At 63.0% G+C, this 24,484-nt stretch carries 27 protein-coding genes and 1 riboswitch; of the genes, 22 read left to right on the plus strand and 5 right to left on the minus strand.

From position 1 onward, the window contains the following. Positions 1 to 111: 111 nt before the first annotated feature. The 5 genes from ACF8RA_RS08090 to ACF8RA_RS08110 all read left to right on the plus strand — a co-directional run bounded on the left by ACF8RA_RS08090 (position 112) and on the right by ACF8RA_RS08110 (position 4,593). The gene (locus ACF8RA_RS08090) at positions 112 to 1,179 is read left to right on the plus strand and encodes a DUF2066 domain-containing protein (RefSeq protein ID WP_392460827.1); all 1,068 of its coding nucleotides are present in this window, start codon (positions 112 to 114) and stop codon (positions 1,177 to 1,179) included. 12 nt (positions 1,180 to 1,191) lie between these two features. Continuing rightward, positions 1,192 to 2,265, plus strand: a complete 1,074-nt coding sequence (locus ACF8RA_RS08095) for an AI-2E family transporter (RefSeq protein WP_176685489.1) — start codon at positions 1,192 to 1,194, stop codon at positions 2,263 to 2,265. Between the two features lie 180 nt (positions 2,266 to 2,445). Further along, positions 2,446 to 3,153: a DnaA regulatory inactivator Hda gene (gene hda, locus ACF8RA_RS08100; protein ID WP_003252443.1), complete on the plus strand. Its 708-nt coding sequence runs from the start codon at positions 2,446 to 2,448 to the stop codon at positions 3,151 to 3,153. A gap of 127 nt (positions 3,154 to 3,280) precedes the next feature. After that, on the plus strand, positions 3,281 to 3,919 hold the full coding sequence (locus ACF8RA_RS08105; protein WP_209964040.1) for a C40 family peptidase: 639 nt from the start codon (positions 3,281 to 3,283) through the stop codon (positions 3,917 to 3,919). A gap of 140 nt (positions 3,920 to 4,059) precedes the next feature. Then, positions 4,060 to 4,593, plus strand: coding sequence for a C40 family peptidase (locus ACF8RA_RS08110; protein ID WP_176685488.1), 534 nt, complete (start codon positions 4,060 to 4,062; stop codon positions 4,591 to 4,593). A gap of 55 nt (positions 4,594 to 4,648) precedes the next feature. On the opposite strand, the gene ACF8RA_RS08115 is transcribed toward ACF8RA_RS08110, so the two are convergent. Beyond that, a complete protein-coding gene (locus ACF8RA_RS08115) occupies positions 4,649 to 5,956 on the minus strand; it encodes a PQQ-dependent sugar dehydrogenase (RefSeq protein WP_392514990.1) in 1,308 nt (435 codons plus the stop codon). Positions 5,957 to 6,225: 269 nt separating this feature from the next. After that, positions 6,226 to 6,447: riboswitch (cobalamin riboswitch) on the plus strand. A gap of 119 nt (positions 6,448 to 6,566) precedes the next feature. Between ACF8RA_RS08115 and cobO the strand changes: the two genes are divergently transcribed. The 15 genes from cobO to ACF8RA_RS08190 all read left to right on the plus strand — a co-directional run bounded on the left by cobO (position 6,567) and on the right by ACF8RA_RS08190 (position 19,104). Next, on the plus strand, positions 6,567 to 7,178 hold the full coding sequence (cobO, locus tag ACF8RA_RS08120; protein WP_014754250.1) for a cob(I)yrinic acid a,c-diamide adenosyltransferase: 612 nt from the start codon (positions 6,567 to 6,569) through the stop codon (positions 7,176 to 7,178). Further along, the gene (locus tag ACF8RA_RS08125; RefSeq protein WP_392460829.1) at positions 7,175 to 8,470 is read left to right on the plus strand and encodes a cobyrinate a,c-diamide synthase; all 1,296 of its coding nucleotides are present in this window, start codon (positions 7,175 to 7,177) and stop codon (positions 8,468 to 8,470) included. The genes cobO and ACF8RA_RS08125 overlap by 4 nt, the downstream gene beginning before the upstream one ends. Further along, positions 8,467 to 9,117, plus strand: coding sequence for a 5,6-dimethylbenzimidazole synthase (gene bluB, locus ACF8RA_RS08130; RefSeq protein WP_392519005.1), 651 nt, complete (start codon positions 8,467 to 8,469; stop codon positions 9,115 to 9,117). Before ACF8RA_RS08125 ends, bluB begins: the two co-directional genes overlap by 4 nt. Next, entirely contained in the window at positions 9,114 to 10,022 is a 909-nt protein-coding gene (cbiB, locus tag ACF8RA_RS08135) for an adenosylcobinamide-phosphate synthase CbiB (protein WP_176685484.1), read from the plus strand. Before bluB ends, cbiB begins: the two co-directional genes overlap by 4 nt. Beyond that, a complete protein-coding gene (gene cobD / locus ACF8RA_RS08140) occupies positions 10,015 to 11,007 on the plus strand; it encodes a threonine-phosphate decarboxylase CobD (protein WP_392519008.1) in 993 nt (330 codons plus the stop codon). Before cbiB ends, cobD begins: the two co-directional genes overlap by 8 nt. Continuing rightward, positions 11,004 to 12,458: a cobyric acid synthase gene (locus ACF8RA_RS08145; RefSeq protein ID WP_392519010.1), complete on the plus strand. Its 1,455-nt coding sequence runs from the start codon at positions 11,004 to 11,006 to the stop codon at positions 12,456 to 12,458. Before cobD ends, ACF8RA_RS08145 begins: the two co-directional genes overlap by 4 nt. Position 12,459: 1 nt before the next feature. Beyond that, positions 12,460 to 12,981: a bifunctional adenosylcobinamide kinase/adenosylcobinamide-phosphate guanylyltransferase gene (gene cobU / locus ACF8RA_RS08150; protein ID WP_176685481.1), complete on the plus strand. Its 522-nt coding sequence runs from the start codon at positions 12,460 to 12,462 to the stop codon at positions 12,979 to 12,981. Beyond that, entirely contained in the window at positions 12,978 to 14,033 is a 1,056-nt protein-coding gene (gene cobT, locus ACF8RA_RS08155) for a nicotinate-nucleotide--dimethylbenzimidazole phosphoribosyltransferase (protein WP_176685480.1), read from the plus strand. The genes cobU and cobT overlap by 4 nt, the downstream gene beginning before the upstream one ends. Further along, the gene (locus tag ACF8RA_RS08160) at positions 14,030 to 14,596 is read left to right on the plus strand and encodes a histidine phosphatase family protein (protein WP_392460832.1); all 567 of its coding nucleotides are present in this window, start codon (positions 14,030 to 14,032) and stop codon (positions 14,594 to 14,596) included. Before cobT ends, ACF8RA_RS08160 begins: the two co-directional genes overlap by 4 nt. A 1-nt stretch (position 14,597) precedes the next feature. Next, positions 14,598 to 15,320, plus strand: coding sequence for an adenosylcobinamide-GDP ribazoletransferase (locus ACF8RA_RS08165; RefSeq protein WP_392460833.1), 723 nt, complete (start codon positions 14,598 to 14,600; stop codon positions 15,318 to 15,320). 219 nt (positions 15,321 to 15,539) lie between these two features. Next, on the plus strand, positions 15,540 to 16,655 hold the full coding sequence (locus ACF8RA_RS08170) for a glycoside hydrolase family 5 protein (RefSeq protein WP_392519019.1): 1,116 nt from the start codon (positions 15,540 to 15,542) through the stop codon (positions 16,653 to 16,655). A gap of 61 nt (positions 16,656 to 16,716) precedes the next feature. Then, positions 16,717 to 17,121, plus strand: a complete 405-nt coding sequence (locus tag ACF8RA_RS08175) for a MarR family winged helix-turn-helix transcriptional regulator (RefSeq protein WP_084850372.1) — start codon at positions 16,717 to 16,719, stop codon at positions 17,119 to 17,121. A gap of 63 nt (positions 17,122 to 17,184) precedes the next feature. After that, positions 17,185 to 18,387 carry an MFS transporter gene (locus tag ACF8RA_RS08180; protein ID WP_218115526.1) on the plus strand — a complete coding sequence of 401 codons (1,203 nt, stop codon included), beginning with the start codon at positions 17,185 to 17,187 and terminating at the stop codon, positions 18,385 to 18,387. Next, the gene (locus ACF8RA_RS08185) at positions 18,384 to 18,506 is read left to right on the plus strand and encodes a hypothetical protein (RefSeq protein ID WP_256122397.1); all 123 of its coding nucleotides are present in this window, start codon (positions 18,384 to 18,386) and stop codon (positions 18,504 to 18,506) included. The genes ACF8RA_RS08180 and ACF8RA_RS08185 overlap by 4 nt, the downstream gene beginning before the upstream one ends. A gap of 46 nt (positions 18,507 to 18,552) precedes the next feature. After that, positions 18,553 to 19,104: a glutathione peroxidase gene (locus ACF8RA_RS08190; protein ID WP_014592086.1), complete on the plus strand. Its 552-nt coding sequence runs from the start codon at positions 18,553 to 18,555 to the stop codon at positions 19,102 to 19,104. Positions 19,105 to 19,248: 144 nt separating this feature from the next. Here ACF8RA_RS08190 and ACF8RA_RS08195 read toward each other — a convergent pair whose 3' ends face one another. Continuing rightward, entirely contained in the window at positions 19,249 to 19,509 is a 261-nt protein-coding gene (locus ACF8RA_RS08195; protein WP_176685477.1) for a DUF2798 domain-containing protein, read from the minus strand. Positions 19,510 to 19,623: 114 nt separating this feature from the next. On the opposite strand from ACF8RA_RS08195, the gene ACF8RA_RS08200 reads away from it, so the two are divergent. Next, entirely contained in the window at positions 19,624 to 20,553 is a 930-nt protein-coding gene (locus ACF8RA_RS08200) for a LysR family transcriptional regulator (protein ID WP_392519015.1), read from the plus strand. Between the two features lie 43 nt (positions 20,554 to 20,596). Here the strand turns inward: ACF8RA_RS08200 and ACF8RA_RS08205 are convergent, their stop codons facing one another. The 3 genes from ACF8RA_RS08205 to ACF8RA_RS08215 all read right to left on the minus strand — a co-directional run bounded on the left by ACF8RA_RS08205 (position 20,597) and on the right by ACF8RA_RS08215 (position 22,966). Beyond that, positions 20,597 to 21,862 carry an OmpP1/FadL family transporter gene (locus ACF8RA_RS08205; protein WP_176685475.1) on the minus strand — a complete coding sequence of 422 codons (1,266 nt, stop codon included), beginning with the start codon at positions 21,860 to 21,862 and terminating at the stop codon, positions 20,597 to 20,599. A gap of 147 nt (positions 21,863 to 22,009) precedes the next feature. After that, positions 22,010 to 22,492 carry a hypothetical protein gene (locus ACF8RA_RS08210; RefSeq protein ID WP_176685474.1) on the minus strand — a complete coding sequence of 161 codons (483 nt, stop codon included), beginning with the start codon at positions 22,490 to 22,492 and terminating at the stop codon, positions 22,010 to 22,012. 249 nt (positions 22,493 to 22,741) lie between these two features. After that, a complete protein-coding gene (locus ACF8RA_RS08215) occupies positions 22,742 to 22,966 on the minus strand; it encodes a hypothetical protein (RefSeq protein WP_176685473.1) in 225 nt (74 codons plus the stop codon). Positions 22,967 to 23,915: 949 nt separating this feature from the next. On the opposite strand from ACF8RA_RS08215, the gene ACF8RA_RS08220 reads away from it, so the two are divergent. Further along, entirely contained in the window at positions 23,916 to 24,335 is a 420-nt protein-coding gene (locus ACF8RA_RS08220; protein WP_176685472.1) for a tetratricopeptide repeat protein, read from the plus strand. The last annotated feature ends 149 nt before the right edge of the window (positions 24,336 to 24,484 follow it).

Here is a 24,484-nt window from a genome sequence, read left to right on the forward strand (position 1 = left end):
CACCGGTAGGCCCTACAACACCCGCAAGCAATCTTTCACGCCCCGCGGCTGGTTACCTGGCGCCCCCGTGTATAAGGTATAGGCATTGCGGTAACTGGACAGGAATCCTCCATGCGTTTGTTCAATATTCTGGCAGCCGGTTGCCTGGCCCTGATCTCGGCCACTGCCCTGGCTGAAAATGTCTCAGGCCTTTATCAGGTGCGCGAACCGGTCTCCGGGCCGGGCGCTGAAGCCCGTACCGCGGCCACGGTCAAAGCCCTGGACACGCTGGTGCTGCGTCTGACCGGTGACCCAAAGGCAGTGCAAAGCCCTGCGTTGGCCGAGCTGCGCAAGGACCCTCGGCAAATCATCAACCAGGTGGGCAGCGAAGCCGGCCCGCCCGAGTCGATAGTGGTCGAGTTCGACCCTGGTAGTACCGAGCGGGCCTTGCGCAAGGCTGGCCTGGCGCTATGGGGCAGTAATCGGCCTTCAATACTGGGGTGGTGGTTGAACGACACTGTTGAGGGCAGCAACCTGGTCGGTGATGGCCAGGTCAGTGCCCAACCCCTGCGCCGCGCCGCCCAGCACCGCGGTCTGCCGCTGCGCTTGCCGCTGGCCGACTTGCAGGAGCAACTGGTTGCCAATGCCAGGCAGATCGAAGGCAGCGACCCGGCGCAGTTGCGCGAAGCATCCGAGCGCTACGGCGCCGATGCTTTGCTGGCGGTACATGCACAGGAAGCCGACGGCAAGTGGCAGGGCAAGTGGCAGCTGTGGCTGGGCGACCAGCGTGAGCAGGGCAATGCCGAGGGTGCCGACCCGACAGCCTTGGCTGACGCGGTGATGCTGGCGGTAAGCAGCCGCCTGGCGCCGCGCTACGTTACCCGGCCGGGTGCCGGCCGCCAATTGCAGGTGCAAGTGCAGGGCATGAACCTGCAGCGCTACGCCGAACTGGCCCGCGTGCTGGAGCCCTATGGCCCACGCTTGCAGGCGGCCGAAGGCACGACCTTGACCTACGGGGTCACTGGCAATCGTGATCAGCTGCGTGCCCAGCTTGGCCTGGCCAAACTGCAGGAGGTGCCGGTAGAGCAGGCATCGGCAGTGCCAGCCACGCCAGCACCGGCAGTGGACGCCGCTGCCGGGCAGCCCGCGCCTGCGCAGCCAGCACCCACGCCGTTCGACGGCTTGCGTTTTCGCTGGTAAGGGGCGCTTGCCGTGACTGACATGCGTCGCTGGATCTGGCTGGGTGTTGCGCTGCTGATCGCTGTGCTGCTTTATAGCCTGCACAATATTCTTACGCCGTTCCTGGTTGGCATCATGCTGGCCTACCTGGCCGACCCGCTGGTCGATCGCCTCGAGCGCCTGGGGCTATCGCGTACCTGGGGTGTAGTGGTGGTGTTCGGCCTGTTCACCCTGGTGCTATTGGCCTTGTTGCTGGTGCTTGTGCCGATGCTGGCCAAGCAGTTGGTGCGCCTGTACGAATTGGCGCCGCAGGTGCTCGACTGGCTTGAGCATGTAGCGCTGCCGTGGGTACAGGGCCGCCTTGGCCTGGCCGATGGTTTCTGGAAATTCGACAAGATCAAGGCCGCCATCGGCGCGCACATGGGGCAGACCACCGATATCGTCAGCATGCTGCTGTCCCAGGCTACCGCCTCAGGCCTGGCGTTGGTGGCCTGGCTGGCCAACATGGTGCTGATCCCGGTAGTGGGCTTCTATCTGCTGCGCGATTGGGACCTGATGATGGGCAAGCTGCGCAGCCTGCTGCCGCGCCAGCGCGAGACGCAAGTGATGGGCCTGGCAGGTGAATGCCATGAAGTGCTGGGCGCATTCGTGCGCGGGCAACTGATGGTGATGCTGGCCCTGGGCATCATCTATTCAGCCGGCCTTATGCTGGTGGGGCTCGAGCTCGGTCTGCTGATCGGCATGCTTGCAGGTCTTGCGGCCATCGTGCCATACATGGGCTTCATCATTGGCATTGGTGCCGCGCTGGTGGCCGGCCTGTTCCAGTTCGGTGGCGACCTGTACCCGATGCTGGGCATCGTTGCGGTGTTCATGGTCGGGCAGGCGCTGGAGGGTATGGTACTGACCCCGCTGCTGGTGGGCGATCGCATCGGCCTGCACCCGGTTGCGGTCATCTTTGCCATCCTCGCGGGTGGTGAACTGTTCGGCTTTACCGGCGTGCTGCTGGCGCTGCCGGTGGCGGCGGTGATCATGGTGCTGCTGCGGCATGTGCATGCTCTGTACAAGGAATCGGACATGTACGCCGGAAATATCGACCCGGAGCTTTGAACGCCACGCGTTTTGTCTTGAGCCTTTTCGCGCCCCGCATCCGCAGGTCGCTTGCAAAACGCAACTTGTTGATTTTGCTTGCCCTATCCGCAGTCGAGATTGTGCGCCCCGCGTTGCAGGTATAGACTTTGCACATTGTTCACCAAAGGCCCCCCGCGGTCCTGCCGACCGCCCGCGAGCATGAAACCACCGATCCAGTTGCCCCTGGGTGTGCGCCTGCGCGATGACGCCACCTTCATCAACTACTATCCGGGCGCCAATGCTGCGGCATTGGGTTACGTCGAGCGGTTATGCGAAGCCGACGCCGGCTGGACCGAGAGCCTTATCTACCTGTGGGGCAAACAAGGTGTTGGCCGTTCCCACCTGCTGCAGGCCGCCACCCATCGCTTCCAGCAACGTGGCGAACCTGCTGTCTACCTGCCACTGGCGCAACTGCTCGATCGCGGCGTAGAACTGCTCGACTACCTGGCCCAGTACGAACTGGTGTGCATCGACGATTTGCATGTGATCGCCGGCAAGGCTGATTGGGAAGAGGCCATGTTCCACCTGTTCAACCGCCTGCGCGACAGCGGCCGCCGCTTGCTGCTGGCAGCCTCGGCATCACCGCGCGAGCTGCCGATCAAGCTGCCGGACCTGAAGTCGCGCTTGACCCTGGCCCTGGTGTTCCAGATGCGCGGCCTGTCTGATGAAGACAAGCTGCGCGCGTTGCAACTGCGTGCTTCGCGCCGTGGCCTGCACCTGACCGACGAAGTCGGCCATTTCATCCTCACCCGCGGGGCGCGGAGCATGAGCGCGTTGTTCGACTTGCTCGAGCGCCTCGATCAGGCGTCGCTGCAGGCACAACGCAAGCTCACCATTCCTTTTCTCAAGGAAACCCTCGGCTGGTAACCCCCTGAAAACACTGGGCCAGAGCGGTGGCGCAAAAAAGTCACATCTTTTTCGATAAAATTTGCAAATGGCCATGATAGAGGGCATAGTCTCACCCTTCTAAAGGATTACAGACACGGTCGTGCCCATGCTGAAGCGCTTCGCACCCCTCGTGCCACTCGCACTCGTGACCCTGCTTTTTGGCTGCGCGGCCCAAGGCCCGGTATCTCAGCCCCAGGATCACACCCCGGTCACCGCACAATCGGCTATCAAGGCCAAAGCCTCTTCCTCGGCGGTATTCGGTGAGCCGGAAGAGCTGGCCACCGAAGATGACCTTTCGTCTTTCTCCGGCAGCAAGCCTTACCAACTGCCCGTTCTGGCTGACAGCATTCTCGAGCGCGGTATGTCGTTGATCGGCACCCGCTACCGTTTCGGTGGTACCTCGGAAAAGTCCGGCTTCGACTGCAGTGGCTTCATCGGTTACCTGTTCCGCGAAGAGGCGGGCATGACGCTGCCGCGCTCCACGCGTGAGATGATCAAGGTCGATGCGCCGAAAGTGGCCCGCAACAAACTCAAGCCAGGTGATTTGCTGTTCTTCAGCACCAATGGCCGCGGCCGGGTGAGCCATGCCGGTATCTACCTGGGTGACAACCAGTTCATCCACTCCAGCAGCCGCCGCAGCGGCGGTGTACGCATCGACAACCTCGGTGATCGCTACTGGAGCAAGACCTTCATCGAAGCCAAGCGAGCCTTGGCCATGGCGCCGACCAACATCGCGCGCAACTGATATCAAAATGATGTACCCTGCCGCGGCGGTGATGCTTTGAAAAAAAGCACACCGCCGTGCGCATTTACAGAAAGCGTCTAATCTAAATTCTCAACTCTTTTCGGCTGCAGCGCAGCGGTCTCAGACAGGATGTTCTGGCCATGGTAAAAATGGCGCGCTTCGCATTTCTCTCCTTGGCAGCCTTGCTGGCTGCATGTTCCAGCCGTGCGCCTGCGCCGGCCCCTGTGGTACAGCCACAGGTTACCTATAGCCAGCCCAATCCTTCGCCGGTTGCCGATGACGTGCTGATTCGTGCCATTGGTCTGGTTGGCACGCCTTATCGTTGGGGTGGCAATACGCCGGACTCCGGCTTCGACTGCAGCGGCCTGATCAAATATGTGTACCGTGATGCTGCAGGCATCAGTCTGCCGCGCTCGACGCGAGAGATGATCGTCATGCGCGCACCGACGGTGGATGCCAGTTCACTGCAGTCCGGTGACCTGGTGTTCTTTGCCACCAATGGTGGCTCGCAGGTCAGCCATGCGGGCATCTATGTAGGGGACGGGCGCTTCGTGCATGCACCGTCCACCGGTGGTACCGTGCGCCTGGACTACCTGTCAAACAGCTACTGGGCCAAGGCCTACCTGCAGGCCAAGCGGGTGATTCCTCAAGGGCATCTGGCGCAGAATCCCTGATATCGATACCTGTATCGGCCCCGCTGAGCTCGGGACCGATACAGGCTGCCGAGATTCAGGGGGCTTTGCTCACCCGCCAGATCACATTGCCGACATCGTCGGCCACCAGTATCCCGCCTTGACCGTCCTGGATCACGCCCACCGGCCGACCCATCGCCTTGCCTTCTTTATCGAGAAAGCCCGTTAGCAGGTCTATGGGGCGGCCCGCAGGTTTGCCTGATCCGTCGAAGGGCACGAACAGCACTTTGTAGCCACTGTGTGGTTTGCGGTTCCACGACCCGTGCTGGCCCACCAATGCCCCTTGTTCGAAAGGCGACGGCAACACGCCTGGTCCGATGAATGCCAGCCCCAAGGATGCAGTATGCGGGCCGACCGCATAGTCCGGCACCAGTGCCTCGGCCACCTTTTGCGGGGCCTGCGGGTGTACTCGTTGGTCTACGTGTTGCCCATAGTAACTGTAGGGCCAGCCATAGAAGCCGCCGTCTTTCACCGAGGTGATATAGTCCGGCACCAGGTCGCTGCCGAGTTCGTCACGCTCGTTGACCGCTGTCCACAACACTTCGCTGTGCGGCTCCCAGGCCAGTCCGTTGGGGTTGCGCAAGCCGGTGGCGAACAGCCGGTGCTTGCCGCTGGCGGGGTCTATCTCCCAGATCGCGGCACGCCCTTGCTCCTTGTCCATGCCGTTTTCCCCCACGTTGCTGTTCGAGCCAACCGTCACGTAGAGCTTCCTGCCATCAGGGCTTGCGATCACGTTCTTGGTCCAGTGGTGGTTCAGAGGGCCGCCGGGTAGCTCGGTCACCGGGTGGCCTTCATCGTCAATCTGTAGGGCGCCAGATTCATAGTGAAAGCGCAGCAGCCTGTCTGTTTCCGCCACGTACAAGTTCTTGCCCACCAGTGTCATGCCGAAGGGGGAGTTGAGGCCTTTGATGAAAACGCTGCGGACTTCTGCCACGCCATCCTGATCGGCATCGCGCAGCAGGGTGATACGGTTGGCACTGGGTACGGTAGCGCCGGCACGTTTCATCGCCTTGCCCATGACCCAGCCGCGAATGCCCTTGCCATCTTCGGGTTTGGCCGGCGCGTTGGTCTCGGCCACCAGCACATCGCCGTTGGGCAGCAAATAGAGCCAGCGTGGGTGATCGAGGCTTTTGGCGAACGCTGCGACTTGGGTGCCAGGTGCTGCGGTCGGTTTCATACCCTTGGGCCAGCCGACTGCGGGGGCGATATTTACGGTGGGGATCAAGGTCGTGACAGGGGCAGGCAGCTTGGGCGTTGGTCCGCTGCCCTCGCGCACGTCCAGCAGCGCCGTCTCGCCGCAGCCTGCCAGGCTGGCTGCGATTAACCAAGACATGAGGCATTTCATAGGCGGCGTCCTCCAAAGAAGGCCTGTTGAACTGAGAGGGGGCTGGGGTCGTCGGGTTCCCCTCGGCGCCCCCGTCGATCCAGCAGCCTCTGAGAGGCTTGTTCTTGCTCGTGCCTCGACTTTTGCATCTAAGTGCACGGTAGTTCAGGCAACGCAGATTGCTACTTCGGAAGGCCGGGCGCAGCGCAGGGGCCGGGCGTTCAGAGCGGGCCAGGCATACTTTGGCGGCGTCACCCGCTTCGATTGACGCTCCCGGTACAACCCTCTAACCTTCGCGGCGTGTTTCAGGTGCCCTGCCAGCCCCGACTGGGCAGGGTGAAACTGGGAAGCCGGTGGGTGCCAGCATGGCGCGATTCCGGCGCTGCCCCCGCAACGGTGGATGAGTAAAAGGCCGCGCAGGGCCACTGGATGCCAGCATCCGGGAAGGCGCGCAGGCCAGGGCCGAGGCCCACTCACAAGCCCGGAGACCGGCCTGATACTGCCAACGGCATCACGGAGGGTGATGCGCGGTGCACCGTGGCTTCCTGCCATGGCCTCTGCGCGCTCTCCGTTTGCCTGCCTATTACCTGTCGCCGCGCATTGCCGTGGTGCCAGCCAGCGGAGAACCCTGATGAGCGAATCCACCGAACGCGACGAACGCCACCTGGCGCGCATGCAGCGCAAGAAGGCGGTCATCGACGAACGCATCGCCAATTCCCCTAACGAATGTGGCCTGCTGCTGGTGCTGACCGGCAACGGCAAGGGCAAGAGCAGTTCGGCCTTCGGCATGCTCGCGCGCGCCTTGGGCCACGGCATGCAATGCGGTGTGGTGCAGTTCATCAAAGGGCGCAACAGCACCGGCGAGGAGCTGTTCTTCCGTCGCTTCCCCGAACAGGTGCGCTACCACGTGATGGGCGAGGGCTTTACCTGGGAAACACAGGACCGCCAGCGTGACATCGCTGCCGCGCAAGCCGCCTGGGCGGTGTCGCGCCAGTTGCTGCAGGACCCAGGTGTGCAGTTCGTGGTGCTGGACGAGCTCAACATCGCGCTCAAGCATGGTTACCTCGACCTGGACCAGGTACTGTCCGACATTCAGGCCCGCCCGCCCATGCAGCATGTGATTGTCACTGGCCGCGCTGCGAAGCCCGAGATGATCGAACTGGCTGATACCGTGACCGAAATGGGTATGCTCAAGCATGCCTTCCAGGCTGGTATCCGCGCGCAGAAAGGCGTCGAACTGTGAGTCGATCGCGCCACTGCCCCGCCGTGTTGATCGCGGCACCGGCCTCTGGCCAGGGCAAGACAACCGTCACTGCTGCCCTGGCCCGCCTGCACCGCAACCTCGGGCGCAAGGTGCGGGTGTTCAAGTGCGGGCCCGACTTTCTTGACCCGATGATTCTCGAACGGGCCAGTGGCGCGCCGGTGTATCAGCTGGATCTGTGGATGATCGGTGCGGAGGAAAGCCGTCGTCTGCTGTGGGAAGCAGCCGGCGAAGCTGACCTGATCCTCATCGAAGGGGTGATGGGGCTGTTCGACGGCACCCCTTCGAGCGCCGACCTGGCGCGCCACTTTGGCGTGCCGGTGCTGGCGGTGATCGACGGCACAGCCATGGCCCAGACCTTCGGCGCCCTGGCCCTGGGCTTGGCGCGGTACCAGGCCGACCTGCCGTTCGCCGGCGTGCTGGCCAATCGGGTCGGTAGCCTGCGCCATGCGCAACTGCTGGAAGGCAGCCTGACCGAAGGCTTGCGCTGGTATGGCGGCTTGTCCCGCGAGCGCGGCATCGAGCTGCCTAGCCGCCACCTGGGCCTGGTGCAGGCCAGCGAGCTGAATGACCTGGACACCCGGCTGGACGCTGCTGCCGAAGCGCTGGGCGCCAGTTGCGATGCGGCGTTGCCGCCGCCAGTAAGCTTTGCCGAACCCGAACCGCAAGCCTGCGTTGCCTCGCTGGCCGGTGTGCGCATTGGCGTGGCGCGGGACGAAGCGTTCGCCTTCACGTATGGCGCTAACCTCGACCTGCTGCGCAACCTTGGTGCCAGGCTGGTGTTCTTCTCGCCGCTGCACGACCGCGAACTGCCGGCAGTAGACAGCCTGTATCTGCCGGGTGGTTATCCAGAGCTGCATCACCATGCGCTGGCCGCCAACGCACCGATGTGCGAAGCGATCCGCGCCCACCACGCGCAGGGCAAGCCATTGCTGGCCGAGTGCGGCGGCATGCTGTACCTGCTCGATGCCTTGACTGACGTGGCCGGTGAACGTGCCGAACTGCTCGGCCTGCTGCCGGGCGAGGCGACCATGCAGAAGCGCCTGGCCGCCCTGGCGCTGCAGGCGGTGGAGCTGCCGGAAGGGACCTTGCGCGGTCACACCTATCACCATTCGCTGACCAGTACTGCGCTGGAACCGATTGCCCGCGGTCTGAGCCCCAACGGTGGGCGAGGCAACGAGGCGGTTTATCGTCTGGGCCGGCTCACGGCCTCCTACGTGCACTTCTATTTCCCTTCCTGCCCGGATGCGGCGGCGGCGCTGTTGCGACCATGAGTGATCACGCCTATAGCGACGCCGAGCGCGCCGCAATCTACCGGGCCATCGGCGAGCGCCGCGACATGCGCCATTTCGCCGGTGGCCAGGTAGCGCCCGAACTGCTTGGCCGCCTGCTGGCCGCCGCGCATCAGGCGCCCAGTGTGGGGCTTATGCAGCCGTGGCGATTTATCCGTATCACCCGGCGTGACCTGCGCGGGCGCATCCAGGCCTTGGTGGAGGCGGAGCGGATACGCACGGCCGAGGCATTGGGCGAGCGATCCGATGCCTTCATGAAGCTGAAAGTGGAGGGCATAAACGATTGTGCCGAGCTGCTGGTGGCGGCCTTGATGGACAACCGCGAATCACACATCTTCGGCCGCCGCACCCTGCCGGAGATGGACCTGGCCTCGCTGGCCTGTGCCATCCAGAACCTGTGGCTGGCCGCGCGTGGCGAAGGGCTGGGCATGGGCTGGGTGTCGCTGTTCGACCCGCAGGCGTTGGCCACGTTGCTGGGCATGCCCGGCGGTGCCAAGCCGGTGGCGGTTCTGTGCCTTGGGCCGGTCGCCGAGTTCTATCCGGTGCCGATGTTGGTGCAGGAAAGCTGGGCCGAAGAGCGGCCCCTGAGTGAAATGCTTTACGAAAACCAATGGGGAGAGCGTCAATGAGCGTGGCCTTGCTGACCGTGGCCGGGGTGGCCCTGGACGCCTTGCTGGGCGAACCACAGCGCCGCCACCCCTTGGTGGCCTTCGGCAACATGGCCGGCAACCTTGAGCGCCGTCTGAATGCTGGCGGGCGTGGCTGGCGCAGCCACGGCGTGAGTGCGTGGTTCCTGGCGGTGGTGCCGCTGACCCTGGTGGCACTGATCCTTTCGTGGCTGCCGTATATCGGCTGGCTGGTTGACGTGCTGGCGCTTTACTGCGCCGTGGGGCTGCGCAGCCTGGGCGAGCATGTGCTGCCGGTGGCCAACGCTTTGCGCCAGGGCGATCTGGCGGAGGCGCGGCGCCGGGTTGGCTACCTGGTCAGCCGCGAAACGCGCGAACTGGACGAACCAGCGGTGGCCCGAGCGGCCACCGAGTCGGTGCTGGAGAACGGCAGCGATGCAGTGTTCGCCGCGTTGTTCTGGTTTGTGGTGGCCGGTGCGCCCGGCGTGGTGCTGTACCGCCTTAGCAACACGCTGGATGCCATGTGGGGTTACCGTAACGAACGTTTCGAGCGCTTTGGCTGGTGCGCGGCGCGCATCGACGATGTGCTCAACTATATACCTGCAAGGCTGGTGGCCCTGACGTATGCCCTGTTGGGCAAAACTCGTCTGGCCCTGGCCTGCTGGCGCAAGCAGGGGCCGCTGTGGGACAGCCCCAACGCCGGGCCGGTGATGGCTGCTGGCGCCGGTGCGCTGGGCGTGGCGCTGGGTGGCCCGGCGGTGTACCACGGCGAACTGCATGAGCGGCCGCGCCTGGGCGAGGGGCCAGTGGCTGATGCCGATGCCATCGAGCGCGGCTGGCAACTGGTGCAGCGCGGCGTGTGGCTGTGGCTGCTGGTGATTTGCCTGGGGGCCTATATCAATGCTTGAACATGGTGGCCGCCTGCTTCGCGCGGTGCAGCAATACGGTATCCCCCGTGAGCAGTGGCTCGACCTGTCCAGCGGCATTGCGCCCTGGCCATTCCCGATCCCGCCGATTCCCGTCGACGCCTGGGCCCGTCTGCCGGAAACCGAGGACGGCCTGGAGGACGCCGCGCGCGCGTATTACGGCGCCCGCCAGTTGCTGCCGGTCGCCGGCTCCCAGGCCGCGATCCAGGCCTTGCCGCTGCTGCGTACAGCCGCCCGGGTAGGCGTGCTGACGCCGTGCTATGCCGAACATCCCTATGCCTGGCAACGGGCGGGGCACCAACTGCTGGCGCTGGATGAAGCGCAAGTTGAGGCTGCGCTCGACGGCCTCGACGTGCTGGTGCTGGTGAACCCCAACAACCCGACCGGCCACCGGGTATCGCGCGAACGTCTGCTGGCTTGGCATGCTCGCCTGGCTGCCCGCGGTGGCTGGCTGCTGGTCGACGAAGCATTCATGGATAACACCCCGGCGGACAGCGTGGTGGACTGCGCCGAACGCCCGGGACTGATCGTGCTGCGCTCGTTTGGCAAGTTCTTCGGCCTGGCCGGCGTGCGCCTGGGCTTCGTTGCCGCCGAACGCAGCTTGCTGCTGCGCCTGGCCGAGCTGCTCGGACCCTGGACGGTCAATGGCCCGACCCGGGTACTGGCCCAGGCCAGTCTGGCTGATCAAGCTGCCCAGCGTGCGCAGGCCGAACGCTGTGCTGCTGCCAGCCAGCGGCTTGCGCACATGTTGCGCAGGGCCGGCCTGGCGCCCAGCGGCGGCTGCGACCTGTTCCAGTACGTGCGTAGCGAGCACGCTGCGCGACTGCATGAATTTCTCGCCCGGCGCGGCATCCTTGTACGGTTGTTCGAACAGCCAGCGGCCGTGCGCCTGGGGTTGCCTGCCTGCGCCGCGGACGAACAGCGCCTGGCCCACGCCTTGGCGACTTATCAAAAGGAAACGGCATGACGACCCTCATGGTGCAAGGCACCACCTCCGACGCAGGCAAGAGCACACTGGTGACCGCGTTGTGCCGCTGGCTGTTGCGCCAGGGTGTCGCTGTGGTGCCATTCAAGCCACAGAACATGGCGCTGAACAGCGCGGTGACGGCTGATGGCGGTGAAATCGGCCGTGCCCAGGCGGTGCAGGCCCAGGCCTGCCGGCTACAGCCGCACACCGACATGAACCCGGTGCTGCTCAAGCCCAACAGCGACACCGGCGCCCAGGTCATCATCCACGGTCGCGCGGTCACCAGCATGAATGCAGTGGCCTACCACGACTACAAGACCACGGCCATGCAGGCTGTGCTGGCTTCTCACCAGCGCCTGAGTGCCGCGTACCCGGTGGTCATGGTCGAGGGCGCGGGCTCGCCGGCTGAGATCAACCTGCGTGCCGGCGATATCGCCAACATGGGCTTTGCCGAAGCGGTGGACTGCCCGGTGATCCTGGTGGCCGACATCAACCGCGGTGGAGTGTTCGCCCATCTGGTGGGCACGCTGGAATTGCTGTCGACCAGTGAGCAGGCACGGGTCAAAGGCTTTGTCATCAACCGCTTCCGTGGTGATATTGCCCTGCTGCAGCCAGGGTTGGACTGGCTGGAACAACGCACCGGCAAACCGGTGCTGGGCGTCCTGCCTTACGTTACTGACCTGCACCTGGAAGCCGAAGACGGCATCGATGTGCGCCAGGGCGTCAAGCACGCGCGTGTGCTCAAGGTGATCGTGCCAGTGCTGCCGCGTATCAGTAACCACACCGACTTCGACCCGCTGCGCCTGCACCCGCAGGTGGACTTGCAGTTCATCGGCCCGGGTCAGCCGATTCCGGCGGCCGACCTCATCATCTTGCCGGGCTCCAAGAGCGTACGCGGCGACCTGGCACAACTGCGCGAGCGCGGTTGGGACAAGGCTATCGAGCGGCACCTGCGTTATGGCGGCAAGCTGATCGGTATCTGCGGTGGCCTGCAGATGCTGGGGCGCGAAGTGCATGATCCGCTGGGGCTGGAGGGGGGCGCAGGTTCAAGCCTGGGGCTCGGCCTGCTCGACTATGCCACGGTGCTCGAAGCCGAAAAGCAACTGCGAAATGTTGCCGGCACACTGAGCCTTGGGACGGCAACGGTAACCGGTTATGAAATTCATGCTGGCGTGACCACCGGGCCTGCTCTGGAGCAACCCGCGGTCCAACTGGCTGATGGCCGCCATGATGGAGCAGTCAGTGCCGATGGCCAGATCCTCGCCACCTACCTGCATGGCCTGTTCGAAGGCAGCCAGTCGTGTGCCGCGCTATTGCGCTGGGCCGGGCTGGAGGATGTGCAGGTTATCGACTACGAAGCGTTGCGCGAACACGACATCGAGCGCCTGGCCGATCTGGTGGAAAAGCACCTGGACACCGCACAATTGCGCCAGCTGTGTGGGGTGGCCTGATATGCGTAACCTGATCCTCGGTGGTGCCCGGTCTGGCAAAAGCCGCCTGGCTGAACAGTTGGCCAGTGCCAGCGGCTTGCCGGTGACCTACATCGCCACCAGCCAGCCGCTGGATGGTGAAATGAACGAACGTGTGTTGCTGCATCGCCAGCGTCGGCCGGATGACTGGGGGTTGATCGAAGAGCCCTTGGCCCTGGCTGCGGTACTGCGCGCCGAGGCGGCCGAAGGGCGCTGCCTGCTGGTGGATTGCCTGACCCTGTGGCTGACCAATTTGTTGATGCTGGACGACGACCAGCGCCTGGCCGAGGAGCGTGATGCCCTGCTGGCGTGCCTGGAGCAGTTACCTGGCACCCTTATCCTGGTCAGTAACGAAACCGGCCTGGGCGTCGTACCCATGGGCGAGCTGACCCGGCGCTATGTCGACCTGGCCGGCTGGCTGCACCAGGCCGTGGCCGAACGCTGTCAGCGTGTCGTGTTGACCGTGGCCGGCCTGCCCTTAATCCTCAAAGGACCTGCACTATGACCCAAGCCTGGTGGCGTGACGCCTGCCAACCCCTCGACAACGCCGCCATGGACCAGGCCCGCGCCCGTCAGCAGCAACTGACCAAACCTGCTGGCTCGCTTGGCCAACTTGAAGAGCTGGCCATTCAGTTGGCTGGCCTTCAGGGGCTTGAACGGCCAACGCTGGATAAGGTAGCCATCAGCATTTTTGCCGGTGACCACGGCGTGGTCGAAGAGGGCATCTCGGCCTATCCGCAGGCGGTGACCGGGCAGATGCTATGTAACTTCGTCGGCGGGGGCGCGGCGATCAGTGTGCTGGCGCGGCAGCTGCAGGCCAGCCTGGACGTGGTCGACCTGGGCACCATTGACGCGCAGCTGGAGCTGCCCGGCGTGCGCCATCTACGTCTGGGCACCGGTACTGCCAACTTTGCCCGCCAGCCCGCGATGACCGCAAACCAGCTGCAAGCGGCCTTGCAGGCGGGCCGCGACAGTGCCCAGCGCGCTGCCGAACAGGGCGCACAGCTGTTCATCGGTGGTGAGATGGGCATTGGTAACACCACCGCCGCCGCCGCTTTGGCCAGTGTTCTGCTAGGGTGCCCGGCGTCGGCGCTGAGCGGCCCAGGCACCGGCCTGGACAACGCCGGGGTGCAGCACAAGGCCGAAGTCATCGAGAGGGCGCTGCGACTGCATGGCTTGCGCGCTGAAGACCCGTTGCAGGCACTGGCTTGTGTTGGCGGTTTCGAGATCGCGGCGTTGGCCGGTGCCTACCTCGGTTGCGCGCAGGCGGGTGTCGCGGTGCTGGTGGATGGCTTTATCTGCAGTGTCGCTGCGCTCGTGGCAGTGCGCCTCAACCCGCAGTGTCGGGCCTGGTTGTTGTTCGCTCACCAGGGCGCTGAGCCCGGCCACAAGACCTTGCTTGCTGCGCTGCAGGCCGAACCCTTGCTGGCCTTGGGCTTGCGTCTGGGTGAGGGCAGTGGCGCTGCCCTGGCGGTGCCGCTGTTGCGCCTGGCCTGTGCGCTGCATGGGCAGATGGCGACCTTTGCCGAGGCCGCGGTGGCGGACCGCCCGGCATGATCCTCGACTTGCTGCGCCATGGTGAAACGGAACAGGGCGGCCTGCGTGGCAGCCTTGATGATGCCTTGACCGACAAGGGCTGGGTGCAGATGCGCCGCGCCGTGGCCGACGCCGGTCCATGGCAGGTGCTGGTCAGCTCGCCGCTGCAGCGCTGTGGGCGTTTCGCCGATGAGCTGGGTGCGCAGTTGAACCTGCCAGTGCAGCGTGAGCCCGCCCTGCAGGAACTGCACTTCGGTGATTGGGAGGGCCAAAGTGCCGCGCAGATCATGGAGCACCAGGCCGATGCACTGGGCCGTTTCTGGGCCGACCCTTACGCCTTCACACCGCCCAATGGCGAGCCGGTCGAGGCGTTTGCCGAACGGGTGCTGGCGGCTGTCGAGCGTTTGCGCCTTCAGCATGCCGGCAAGCGCGTGCTGCTGGTGACCCATGGTGGCGTGATGCGGCTGTTACTGGCCCGTGCCCGTGGCTTGCCCAGGGAGCAGTTGCTGCAGGTCGAGGTTGGCCATGGCGCGTTGATGCGGCTGGTGCCGGGTGGCGATGGGCAACTGGTCGAGGCACCCTGAGATGTTGCCGTTCTGGATCGCCTTGCAGTTTCTCAGCAGCCTGCCGGTTAGCCTGCCGGGCATGCCGGCACCGCGTGAGGTGGGGCGTTCGCTGCTGTACTACCCGCTGGTCGGGCTGCTGTTCGGCTTGCTGCTGTGGTTGGCCAGCCATCTGCTTCAGGGCACGCCGCCGCCGCTGCACGCGGCTTTGCTGCTGACGTTGTGGGTACTGCTCAGTGGTGCCTTGCACCTGGATGGCCTGGCGGACAGTGCCGACGCCTGGCTAGGTGGTTTCGGCGACCGTGAACGCACCTTGCTGATCATGAAAGACCCGCGCAGTGGGCCGATAGCCGTGGTCACCCTGGTCTTGGTGTTGCTGCTGAAGTTTTGCGCATTGTGGGTGCTGGTCGGGCAGGGCGTCGGGGCGCAATTGCTGCTGGCGCCGTTAATCGGGCGGGCGGCTATGTTGGGTCTGTTCCTTTGTACACCTTATGTGCGACCTGGCGGGTTGGGCCAGGCGTTGGCCGAACATATGCCCCGGTGCGCGGCGGGGTGGGTGTTGCTGGTTTGTGGGCTGTTCTGCCTCTTCCTGGGCGGATGGAGCGTGCTGCTGGCGCTGGCGGTGTTTGCCTGGTTGCGGCATCTGATGTGCCGGCGCCTGGGCGGGACCACCGGTGATACCGCCGGTGCGTTGCTGGAGCTGCTGGAGCTGGCCGTCGTACTCGGTTTGGCGCTGGGGCTTTGAGCTGGACGGCCCTTTCGGGGCCGCTTTGCAGTGCTTTCGCAGCAGGCCATAGGGGGGGAGGGGGCCAGTAACTTCCAGAAACGGTCCGGTAGCGCCTGCCTCTTGCTTGTCGGCGTATCCTCAGCCTCCCCCCAGCAATCAGGTAGGCTTCCCGTGCGTCACTGGATCTTTGCCAGTCTTTTGGTCCTGTCCACCCTCCCAGCCACTGCTGCAGATCTCATGGCGTTCTGGGACACCCCACGCCACGGCGGCAACAGTTTCAACCGGCTGCCACCCGATCAGGCCTACTTCGATGCCCTGAGGGGGTACGGCGCTACCTGGGTGCGGCTGTCGTACGACAAATGGCAACCGGTGAAACGTGATTTCCTCCTCGGCAGTGCCGATACCTATGACGGCCTGCCCGAAGCCGACCTGGCGGTGCTGCGTGCCACCCTCGACCGGGCGCACCAGGCGGGGCTCAAGGTGGTCATCGCGCCACTCTCGCTACCGGGTATGCGCTGGTCGCAAAACAACCAGGGCCAGTTCGATGATCGCCTGTGGCAAGACAAACGCTACTGGTCCCAGGCTGCGGCGTTCTGGCGAGATATGGCGCGCGAACTGAAAAGTCATCCGGCCATCGCGGCCTACAACCTGATCAATGAGCCAGCACCGGAGAAACAGGGTGGCCTGGATGAACATGCCGAACTCGGGCAGATGCAGCAGTGGTATGCGCAAGCGCAGGGCGGTGCGCGCGATCTGCCCTTGCTGTACCGGCAACTGATAGCGGCCATTCGCGAAGAAGACGCTGACACGCCGATCATGGTCGATGCTGGCTGGTATGCTGGCGCAGACGCGTTCGGCTACTGGCCGGCGCCGCTGGAAGACGCGCGAGTGCTGTACAGCGTGCACATGTATGAGCCCTATGCCGCTACCAGTGCGCCGAACATGGCGCGCAAGCATCCCATCGCCTATCCAGGCCCCGTACCTTTTGCCGGGCAGACCCAGCTGTGGGATGGGCAACGCGTCGAACGCTACCTGCGCCAGCCGCTGGCATGGGCCGAAGCCATGGGGCTGCCGCATTCTCGCCTGGTGGTGGGAGAGTTTGGCTGCATGCGCAGGTTGCCGGGTTGTCGGCAGTATCTTGAAGATGTACTCGTCGTGCTGGATCGCAACCGGTTGCACTGGGCGTTCTATAGCTTCCGTGAAGACAGCTGGGATGGCATGGACTACGAACTGGGCGCGGCGAAGGTGCCGTGGCGCTACTGGCAGGCGGTCGAGCAGGGCGCGCCAGACCCCCTGGCGCGCAAGGCCACGGTTGAGTTCGAGCCGATCCGCAGGCGCTTGAACCCGGACTGACGCTTCTCACCCCTTGTGAAACTTCTTGCAACAGTCAGTATGCGGGTATATACACGTATCCATGCTGACCAGTGAATGCATCTGTACCCACCTGCGTCGTGCCGCCCGCGGGGTGAGCCGGCATTACGACGAAGCCCTTGCCGGCTTCGGGGTCAATGTCGCCCAGTTTTCCCTGCTGCGTCACCTGCAACGGCTCGACCGACCCAGCATCACAGTCCTGGCTGAAGCCATGGGACTTGAGCGCAGTACCCTGGGCCGTAATCTGCGTGTGCTGGAGGCGGATGGGCTGGTAGCACTGGGCGATGGCGACGACCAGCGTAACCGCGTGGTGCTGTTGACCGCAGCGGGTAAGCAACTGTTGCACGTTGCCCACCCAGCTTGGGAGCAGGCGCAGAAAGAGCTGGTTGAACGGCTCGGGGTGGGGCAGCGGGATGAGCTGGTGCGACTGCTGAAACAACTGGCCTGAATCGATACGACTATAAGCGGGTATATACCCGCAAAACCTTGCGATGAGCGGGAGATAACGAAAATGACTTCGGTGTGGCGAACCAGCGGATGGGTATTGGTGGGGGCGGCCTTGATACTGGCGCTGTCTTTGGGCGTACGACACGGCTTCGGCCTGTTCCTGGCGCCGATGAGTGCTGATTTTGGCTGGGGGCGTGAGGTGTTTGCCTTCGCCATTGCCCTGCAGAACCTGATCTGGGGGCTGGCGCAGCCGTTCGCTGGCGCCTTGGCCGACCGGCTTGGCGCGGCGCGGGTGGTCATCATCGGCGGTATTCTCTATGCCGTCGGCTTGATCCTGATGGGCATGGCTGATTCGGCCTGGTCGTTATCGCTGAGTGCGGGGTTGCTGATCGGCATTGGCCTGTCCGGCACGTCGTTCTCGGTCATCCTCGGTGTGGTCGGGCGTGCTGTGCCGGCCGAAAAACGCAGTATGGCCATGGGGATCGCCAGCGCCGCCGGGTCATTCGGCCAGTTCGCCATGTTGCCGGGCACCCTTGGTCTGATTCAGTGGCTGGGCTGGTCGGCAGCGTTGCTGGTGCTGGGGCTGATGGTGGCGTTCATCGTGCCTTTCGTCGGCCTGCTGCGCGATCGCCCGTTACCCAGTCACGGTGCCGAGCAGACCCTGGGCCAGGCGCTGCGCGAGGCGTGCACGCACTCCGGCTTCTGGTTGCTGGCGCTGGGCTTTTTTGTCTGTGGCTTCCAGGTCGTGTTCATTGGCGTGCACCTGCCGGCCTACCTGGTTGACCAGCACCTGGCTGCGACCACCGGTACGACAGTGCTGGCGCTGGTCGGCCTGTTCAACATCGTCGGAACCTTCACCGCTGGCTGGTTGGGCGGGCGCATGTCCAAGCCGCGCCTGCTGACCGGTTTGTACCTGCTGCGCGCGGTGGTGATCGTGCTGTTCCTGTGGGCGCCGGTGAGCGAGTTCAGTGCTTATCTGTTCGGTATTGCCATGGGCCTGCTGTGGTTGTCCACGGTACCGTTGACCAATGGTACCGTGGCCACCGTGTTCGGGGTGCGTAACCTGTCCATGCTGGGCGGTATCGTGTTCCTGTTCCATCAGTTGGGCGCGTTCCTGGGGGGGTGGCTGGGTGGGGTGGTGTATGACCGCACCGGTAGCTACGACCTGGTTTGGCAGATATCCATCCTGCTCAGCTTGCTGGCTGCTGCCCTTAACTGGCCGGTGCGCGAACGCCCGGTTGCACGCCTTCAGGCCCAGGCAGCATGAACCGCTACCTGCTCCGCGGGCTGTTGGCGGTTGCCGCGCTGTTGCTGTTGGCACTGGTGTGGTGGGGCTGGCATCAGGGAGGGATGGCGCTGATGCAACTGGGCATGAGTGTGTGTTAGGCGCTACCCTGCAAGCTCAAGGGTTGTCATGCGGGAGAAACGAGTCATGCGTGCACATTGGTTGACGGTGCCAGTGCTGGCCCTGCTTGCCAGTACATCGAGCTGGGCAGCGGATTGCCCGGCGTTGTTGCAGGGCAGCCTGCCGGAATTGCGCGGCAAGGGGCAGGTCGAGCTGTGCGAACGCTTTGCCGGCAAGCCGCTCGTGGTGGTGAACACTGCCAGTTATTGCGGTTTTGCCCCGCAGTTCGAGGGGCTTGAGGCGACGTATAAGGAATATCACGAGCAAGGGCTGGAAATGCTCGGCGTGCCGTCCAATGACTTCAAGCAGGAAGACGCCGACAGTGAGAAGACTGCCAAGGTTTGCTATGCCAACTACGGCGTCACCTTCACCATGACCAAGACGCAGGCGGTGCGGGGCAAGGATGCGATACCGCTGTTCGCGGAGCTGGCCAGCCAGAGCAGTGCGCCGAAGTGGAATTTCTACAAGTATGTTGTCGATCGCAAGGGCAAGGTGATCGGTAACTTCTCCAGCCTGACCAAACCGGATGATCCCGCATTCCGCGCCGCTATCGAAAAGGCCATCGCCTCACAGCAGTAACCAGGCTGATCTTGCTGCGACTTCCGCTTCTAAGTGCGAGGCAGTTCAGGCGATGCAGATTGCGACTTCAGGAGGCCGAGCGCAGGCCTCCTGACGTCGTGAAGATCAAGATCAAAAACAGGAAGTGGCTGGCTGCAGGCCACTTCACCGTGCATGCACGGTAATCGCCACCAGCCGCATCACCACCGGCCGGACCACCAGCACACACACAAATGCCACCGGCATCGCCAGCTGATAGGCCTTGAGCACATTGCCCAGATACTCCGGGGTAATCCCGGCATTGGCAGCCGTGATCACAAAGCACATCAACAGCGCCATGATCGACGACATGAAGAACGCGAAAACGTAGGGGGTAGCGACCGGGTGTAATTTGCGTCGACCACGCGACCGGGAAAGGTTGCTCATGCGAACTCCTGAAAGCTGAGTGGAAGCGCAGATTAGCAACGTGCACGCCTGCAGCTGTAGACCCGCAGCATTGAGTTCTTTATAAAGAAATCATTACGAATCCAAGAGCTCACCATGGACCTGCTCAACGCCATCCGCTGCTTCATCAAGGTGGTCGAGGCCGGTAGCATTGCCGCTGGCGCCCGTAACATCGGCCTTAGCCCGGCAGCCGTCAGCCAGAATCTGGCGCGGCTGGAAGGCCACCTGCAAGTGCGTCTGCTCAGCCGAACCACACGCAGCATGGCCCTGACGCCCTCTGGTGCTCAGTATTACGAGCGTGTAAAGCACATCGAGCGTGATCTGGTCCTGGCCGAACAGGCAGTGACAACACCCGACAGCGAGCCTCAGGGGCGGTTGTGCATTGCCTCGACCTCTGCCTTCGGGCGCCATGTGCTGGCACCGTTGATACCTGCTTTCAGTGCCCGCTACCCCTTACTTTCGATAGAGTTGGTAACGACTGATCGTCGGGTCAACCATGCCCGTGAAGACGTTGACGTGAGCCTGCGCATTGCGCCGCAGCTCGAAGACCAGTTGCTGGCCCGGCGCGTCGCCCGCATTCCGTTCATTTGTTGTGCCTCACCTGGCTACCTGCAAAGTGCTGGCGTACCTGGCACGCCCGAGGCCTTGCGCGGGCACCGTTGCCTTGTGTTTCGCTACCCGGTGGATGGCCGCTTCCTGCGCTGGGGCTTCATACGGGACGGCCTGCGTTTTGAAGCGGAATTCGGCAATGTATTGATCAGCGACGATATCGATGCCCTGACCCAGATGGCCCTGCACGATGGTGGCATCACCCGCCTGGCCGAGTTCATTGTGCGGCCACACCTGGCCTCGGGCGCCTTGGTGCCGCTGTTCGAATACTGCGACAGCAGCCAGGCTTACGCCCAGACCGAGCCCATGGACATCTACCTGTGCCTGGCCGATCGCTTTGCCATGACCACCAAGGTGCGCGTTTTCATGGACTATCTGCGCGAGTGCCTGGGCGACAGCTGGCAACTGCAGGCATGAAAAAAAACCGCCACGAAGGCGGTTTTCATGTGACGCGCAAGAATCAGAAGCGGTAGGTGAGGGATGCACCGATACCGTGAGCGCTGTTCTCGTACTTGGCCTGGTAGCTGCCTTTGGTCGCGCTGACCTGATTGACCTTGGTGTCCTCCTCCCACAGGTAGGAGTAGGCGACGTCAATGGTCATGTCGTCGTTCGGGCTCCAGCCGGCACCCAGGCTGAACACCTTGCGGTCGCCAGTCGGGATGCGCGGCGAACGATCGTGGTTGTTGGTTGGCGACTGGTCGACGGTGAAGCCGGTACGCAGTACCCACTCCTTGTTGACCTTGTAGGATGCACCAATGGCGTGAGCCCAGGTGTCATGCCAGTTCTGCTCTTCGGTGATGGTCTGGAACGCCGAACCTGCCAGTGGCGCCGGCACATCGTTCTGCACGGTGATGTCTTCCAGGCGGCTCCAGCGCGTCCAGGTGCTGCCTGCGTACAGGGTCCATTGGTCGTCCAGTTCATGGGTAACCGAAAGGTCGACGGATTCAGGCGTCTTGATCTTCAGGCTGGCGTCAAACTTGTTGCCATTGAATGGCCCGATCAGCGGGGTGCTGACACGGGTCTTGCCCTCGAGCTTGTAGTCGACCATCGAGTGATAGGTAAGACCGACACGGGTGCGGTCGGTGGCCTGGACCAGAATACCGATGTTGTAGCCAACGGCGGTATCGTCGCCCTTGATCTTCACTTCGCCGTCGTTACGGCCCGGGGTGAACGGGTTGATCAGGCTCGAGCCCAGTTCCCCTTCGATGCGGTTGATGGTCGGGCCAAAACCGATCGAGACCTTGTCGTTGAAGGCATAGCTGACAGTCGGCTGGAAGGTGACAACCTGTACGTGGCTCTTCTTGCCCCAGTAGCGCGCGGCATCATCGCTGCCGTAGTCGGTTACCAGGCCGAACGGTACGTAGACACCGAAACCGACGCTCCAGTGGTCATCGATCGGCTTGACGTAGTAACCCATGGGTACGCCAACGACAGGCACCATGTCACCATCGGTTTCCCCCCCGAGGTTGCTGCCTGGGCCCGATATGTCGGTCTTGGCGATGACGGCAGCGCCGCCCACGGTGAACTGTTCGCGCTTGAGGCGGGACATGCCGGCCGGGTTGCCGAATACGGTACTGGCATCTTCGGCAGAAGAAGAACGTCCCGCGAAACCTGTCCCCATGCTGCTGATGCTCTGTTCGTTGAGCGCGAAGCCGCTGGCGAGCAGTTGGCTGGAAGCAAGCGCAACGGCTAAGCCGAGGGAGGTTTTGAGCATTACTTTTTTCATTATTAGAAAACTCCTTGGGATCTCCGGGGCGAAAAGCTACCAACAAATCACGCGCCGCGCTATAGGCTCAATCGCAGGAGTTAGAGCGGTTTTGTAGGACAATCCGACCAAAATTCCCTTTTTTCCGGTATAGTTGTAGGACGCGTCTCAAGATGCCTGTGGCAATTTCTGATCTATGCAGGCATGCCAGGCGTGGGTGAAGTCGCGCAGGCGACCCTGGGGGTTGAAAATCTGTCGCCAGATCCGCGCCAGTGCCAGTAGATCGTCCGCCGCAGGCAATGGTGTGGCCTGCTCTTCGATGAGCATCCAGGCAATGGCAGTGGAATAGCGCAGGTTGACGGTGAGCTCCAGGTGCGGGCCACCAAGGAAGGCGTGCTGGCTGGCCAGGCCGCGAATCAGGCTGGCTAGGTCGGGATCACGGGCCAGGTATTCGTCCCAGAGCGCCTGGTGACGTTGCTCGCCGATACGGTAAAGGCCGTGCCCGCGCCGGTCATGCAGGGCTGAGCCGAGGGCTGACTGACTGGCGGCGATGCCCAGTAACAAGGCTTCGGCGCTGGCGCAGTGACGGTTCAGGTAGACCAGGGTGGGTCGGATCACATACTGACACAATTCATTCGCCGCAATACCCATGATGCCCTCGAGCAGGTAAGGGCCGGACGGGCGCTGGAGCTTGGCAGCTGGTGAATGATCAGGCCCGCCGGGAGCGGAAAGCACCGCTCGAGTTGAAGTGTAGTGTGATAATCGTGGTGTAAAGAGCTGTTTTTAAATCGATTACTGCCTGATGCTCCGGGCCATATGCCCTAAGGCAATTACGCCAGGAGCGTTCAGGCAGTCTTGCGATTGGATGATTCAGCGCTTGAATACCCCGGCATTCGCCGGTCACGCGGTAAGCGACTGACGAGTCCTGGCGATCACCGCCTGCAGCGGTTCGCTGCGGCTGTACTGTTCGTGGTACAGGCGTTCGGTGTGGCAGGCAACGCCGTGTTCGTCTACCAAGGTAAAGCTGAAGCTGCCCTTGCGTGGGGCAACGATAAGGCACTTCAACGGCGAGAAGGCCTGGGAGAGGGTGCCAATGGCAGCCTGAATCTGATGATGAGTTTGCATATTGTTGGAGGTTCCTGCTTTAAACACGGGGATAAGATCCGTGCATGATAGAAACGTTCCAGTGACGCCTTTATTAAGGGACGAACGAACCTGACTGGAACAGGGCAGCCAGAGGGGGCGCAATCAAATGTAGGCGCTTGGGCTGACTGGTAGGTACTTCGGAAGGCAGGCAGCACGCCGAGGCCAAGGTTCTAGGCCGTCGAGGTGGGATCCTGATCAATCTGTCATGTGATTCATGCTTGCGCAGCGCAGTGCTGGCGAGTGAATCATTGAATGGGCCGGTCCTTGTTTCAGCAGAACTGCTCTTGGGGGGAACAAGTCTGCAAGGACGCTTGCGGCCAAAATTGACTTTCAGCTTGGTACTAACGAGGGGCACCTTACCGGAAGTGCAGGTGTTTGGCAAGCAGTATGTGTGTTCAAGTGAGCCGCGCAGTATGGCGCGAATTCTCGCTGCTGTGAAGAGGGGGTAAATGGCCTTTATGCGGGCCGATGTGTCCTTTTCGTGCACGGAAATGAAGGTTTATGGTGCACTTGTTCACATTCGGGGCAGCGCTTGTAACGGCTTGATAACACCACCCGGCAGCCTCGCCAATGCCTTGACTGCGTGGTTAAGTCAATGAAAAAAAACACTATTTTTAGCTGGTGAAAAAATCGTCAGTTTGACCAAAGCCCCCAATTCACGGGGGTTTGAGGGGTGTGATAGGGGGTTGTCCACCGAGTTATCCACAGGAACTGTGGATTGTCCCGAGCGCTTGCTCTAGCACGGGCGTGCCAGCAACGGGATGAACTGTCCGACAATCCCCATGCTCCAAAAGACCGGTTGGTCATCCTCCTGGAAACGTCAAGAAAAGATCATTGAATTTTTTTCAATACTCCAGAAATCGACAGGCCAGGGTGAAAAAAAAAGAGTAGAGTGGCGCGCTTTTCGAGTTACCAAAACCTGTTGCTCATGAAGTTTCGCGGTAAACACCTCGCCAGCCCCGTTGCATCGACACTTGCACCTCCCGCCAAACGCTTTTCCCTGAAAGTGGCCCTGTGGTTGCTCGATAGCCCGCGCCTGGGCGATAAACCTCAGGTCAAGCACCTGGCCGGGCGCCTGTTGAAGCAGCCGGCGCGCCAAGGTGTGGTTGTGGCGCAGAGCCGCCTGGGGCAGATGCTGTGCCGCGACTGTGGCAATGCCCGCGACCGGCGTATTGGCCATGAGCTGCTGCGTCAGGCAGCCCGCGCAGGGGATCGTCGGGCGCAGTTGGAGTACGCTCGGCTGTGTCGGCAAAACGAGCCGGAGCAGGCGCGCTATTGGCTTGAGCTTGCCGCAGGGCAGGGCTCGCAGGAAGCGCGGCGGTTGCTGCGACAGTGGTTTCCTGCCTGAGCTTCGTTGCCTGTGCGGGCCCTTTTGCGAGCAATCCCCGATGTGTGTCCATCACCGTGGTAGGAGCGGGTTTACCCGCGAATACGGTAGCGGCGGCAACGGTGAACGGCGGGTGGAAATTGGCCAGCAGGGCCGGCCTCTTCGCGGGT

The sequence above is a fragment of the Pseudomonas sp. FYR_5 genome, from assembly GCF_043106315.1.
Classification (GTDB): Bacteria; Pseudomonadota; Gammaproteobacteria; order Pseudomonadales; family Pseudomonadaceae; genus Aquipseudomonas; species Aquipseudomonas putida_Y.

Bases quoted from the DNA above. Each gene is read 5' to 3' on its own strand.
- ACF8RA_RS08090 (WP_392460827.1), top strand. From the start codon at position 112: ATGCGTTTGTTCAATATTCTGGCAGCCGGTTGCCTGGCCCTGATCTCG.
- hda (WP_003252443.1), top strand. From the start codon at position 2,446: ATGAAACCACCGATCCAGTTGCCCCTGGGTGTGCGCCTGCGCGATGAC.
- ACF8RA_RS08105 (WP_209964040.1), top strand. From the start codon at position 3,281: ATGCTGAAGCGCTTCGCACCCCTCGTGCCACTCGCACTCGTGACCCTG.
- ACF8RA_RS08110 (WP_176685488.1), top strand. From the start codon at position 4,060: ATGGTAAAAATGGCGCGCTTCGCATTTCTCTCCTTGGCAGCCTTGCTG.
- ACF8RA_RS08115 (WP_392514990.1), bottom strand. From the start codon at position 5,956: ATGAAATGCCTCATGTCTTGGTTAATCGCAGCCAGCCTGGCAGGCTGC.
- cobO (WP_014754250.1), top strand. From the start codon at position 6,567: ATGAGCGAATCCACCGAACGCGACGAACGCCACCTGGCGCGCATGCAG.
- bluB (WP_392519005.1), top strand. From the start codon at position 8,467: ATGAGTGATCACGCCTATAGCGACGCCGAGCGCGCCGCAATCTACCGG.
- cbiB (WP_176685484.1), top strand. From the start codon at position 9,114: ATGAGCGTGGCCTTGCTGACCGTGGCCGGGGTGGCCCTGGACGCCTTG.
- cobD (WP_392519008.1), top strand. From the start codon at position 10,015: ATGCTTGAACATGGTGGCCGCCTGCTTCGCGCGGTGCAGCAATACGGT.
- ACF8RA_RS08145 (WP_392519010.1), top strand. From the start codon at position 11,004: ATGACGACCCTCATGGTGCAAGGCACCACCTCCGACGCAGGCAAGAGC.
- cobU (WP_176685481.1), top strand. From the start codon at position 12,460: ATGCGTAACCTGATCCTCGGTGGTGCCCGGTCTGGCAAAAGCCGCCTG.
- cobT (WP_176685480.1), top strand. From the start codon at position 12,978: ATGACCCAAGCCTGGTGGCGTGACGCCTGCCAACCCCTCGACAACGCC.
- ACF8RA_RS08160 (WP_392460832.1), top strand. From the start codon at position 14,030: ATGATCCTCGACTTGCTGCGCCATGGTGAAACGGAACAGGGCGGCCTG.
- ACF8RA_RS08165 (WP_392460833.1), top strand. From the start codon at position 14,598: ATGTTGCCGTTCTGGATCGCCTTGCAGTTTCTCAGCAGCCTGCCGGTT.
- ACF8RA_RS08170 (WP_392519019.1), top strand. From the start codon at position 15,540: ATGGCGTTCTGGGACACCCCACGCCACGGCGGCAACAGTTTCAACCGG.
- ACF8RA_RS08175 (WP_084850372.1), top strand. From the start codon at position 16,717: ATGCTGACCAGTGAATGCATCTGTACCCACCTGCGTCGTGCCGCCCGC.
- ACF8RA_RS08180 (WP_218115526.1), top strand. From the start codon at position 17,185: ATGACTTCGGTGTGGCGAACCAGCGGATGGGTATTGGTGGGGGCGGCC.
- ACF8RA_RS08185 (WP_256122397.1), top strand. From the start codon at position 18,384: ATGAACCGCTACCTGCTCCGCGGGCTGTTGGCGGTTGCCGCGCTGTTG.
- ACF8RA_RS08190 (WP_014592086.1), top strand. From the start codon at position 18,553: ATGCGTGCACATTGGTTGACGGTGCCAGTGCTGGCCCTGCTTGCCAGT.
- ACF8RA_RS08195 (WP_176685477.1), bottom strand. From the start codon at position 19,509: ATGAGCAACCTTTCCCGGTCGCGTGGTCGACGCAAATTACACCCGGTC.
- ACF8RA_RS08200 (WP_392519015.1), top strand. From the start codon at position 19,624: ATGGACCTGCTCAACGCCATCCGCTGCTTCATCAAGGTGGTCGAGGCC.
- ACF8RA_RS08205 (WP_176685475.1), bottom strand. From the start codon at position 21,862: ATGAAAAAAGTAATGCTCAAAACCTCCCTCGGCTTAGCCGTTGCGCTT.
- ACF8RA_RS08210 (WP_176685474.1), bottom strand. From the start codon at position 22,492: ATGGGTATTGCGGCGAATGAATTGTGTCAGTATGTGATCCGACCCACC.
- ACF8RA_RS08215 (WP_176685473.1), bottom strand. From the start codon at position 22,966: ATGCAAACTCATCATCAGATTCAGGCTGCCATTGGCACCCTCTCCCAG.
- ACF8RA_RS08220 (WP_176685472.1), top strand. From the start codon at position 23,916: ATGAAGTTTCGCGGTAAACACCTCGCCAGCCCCGTTGCATCGACACTT.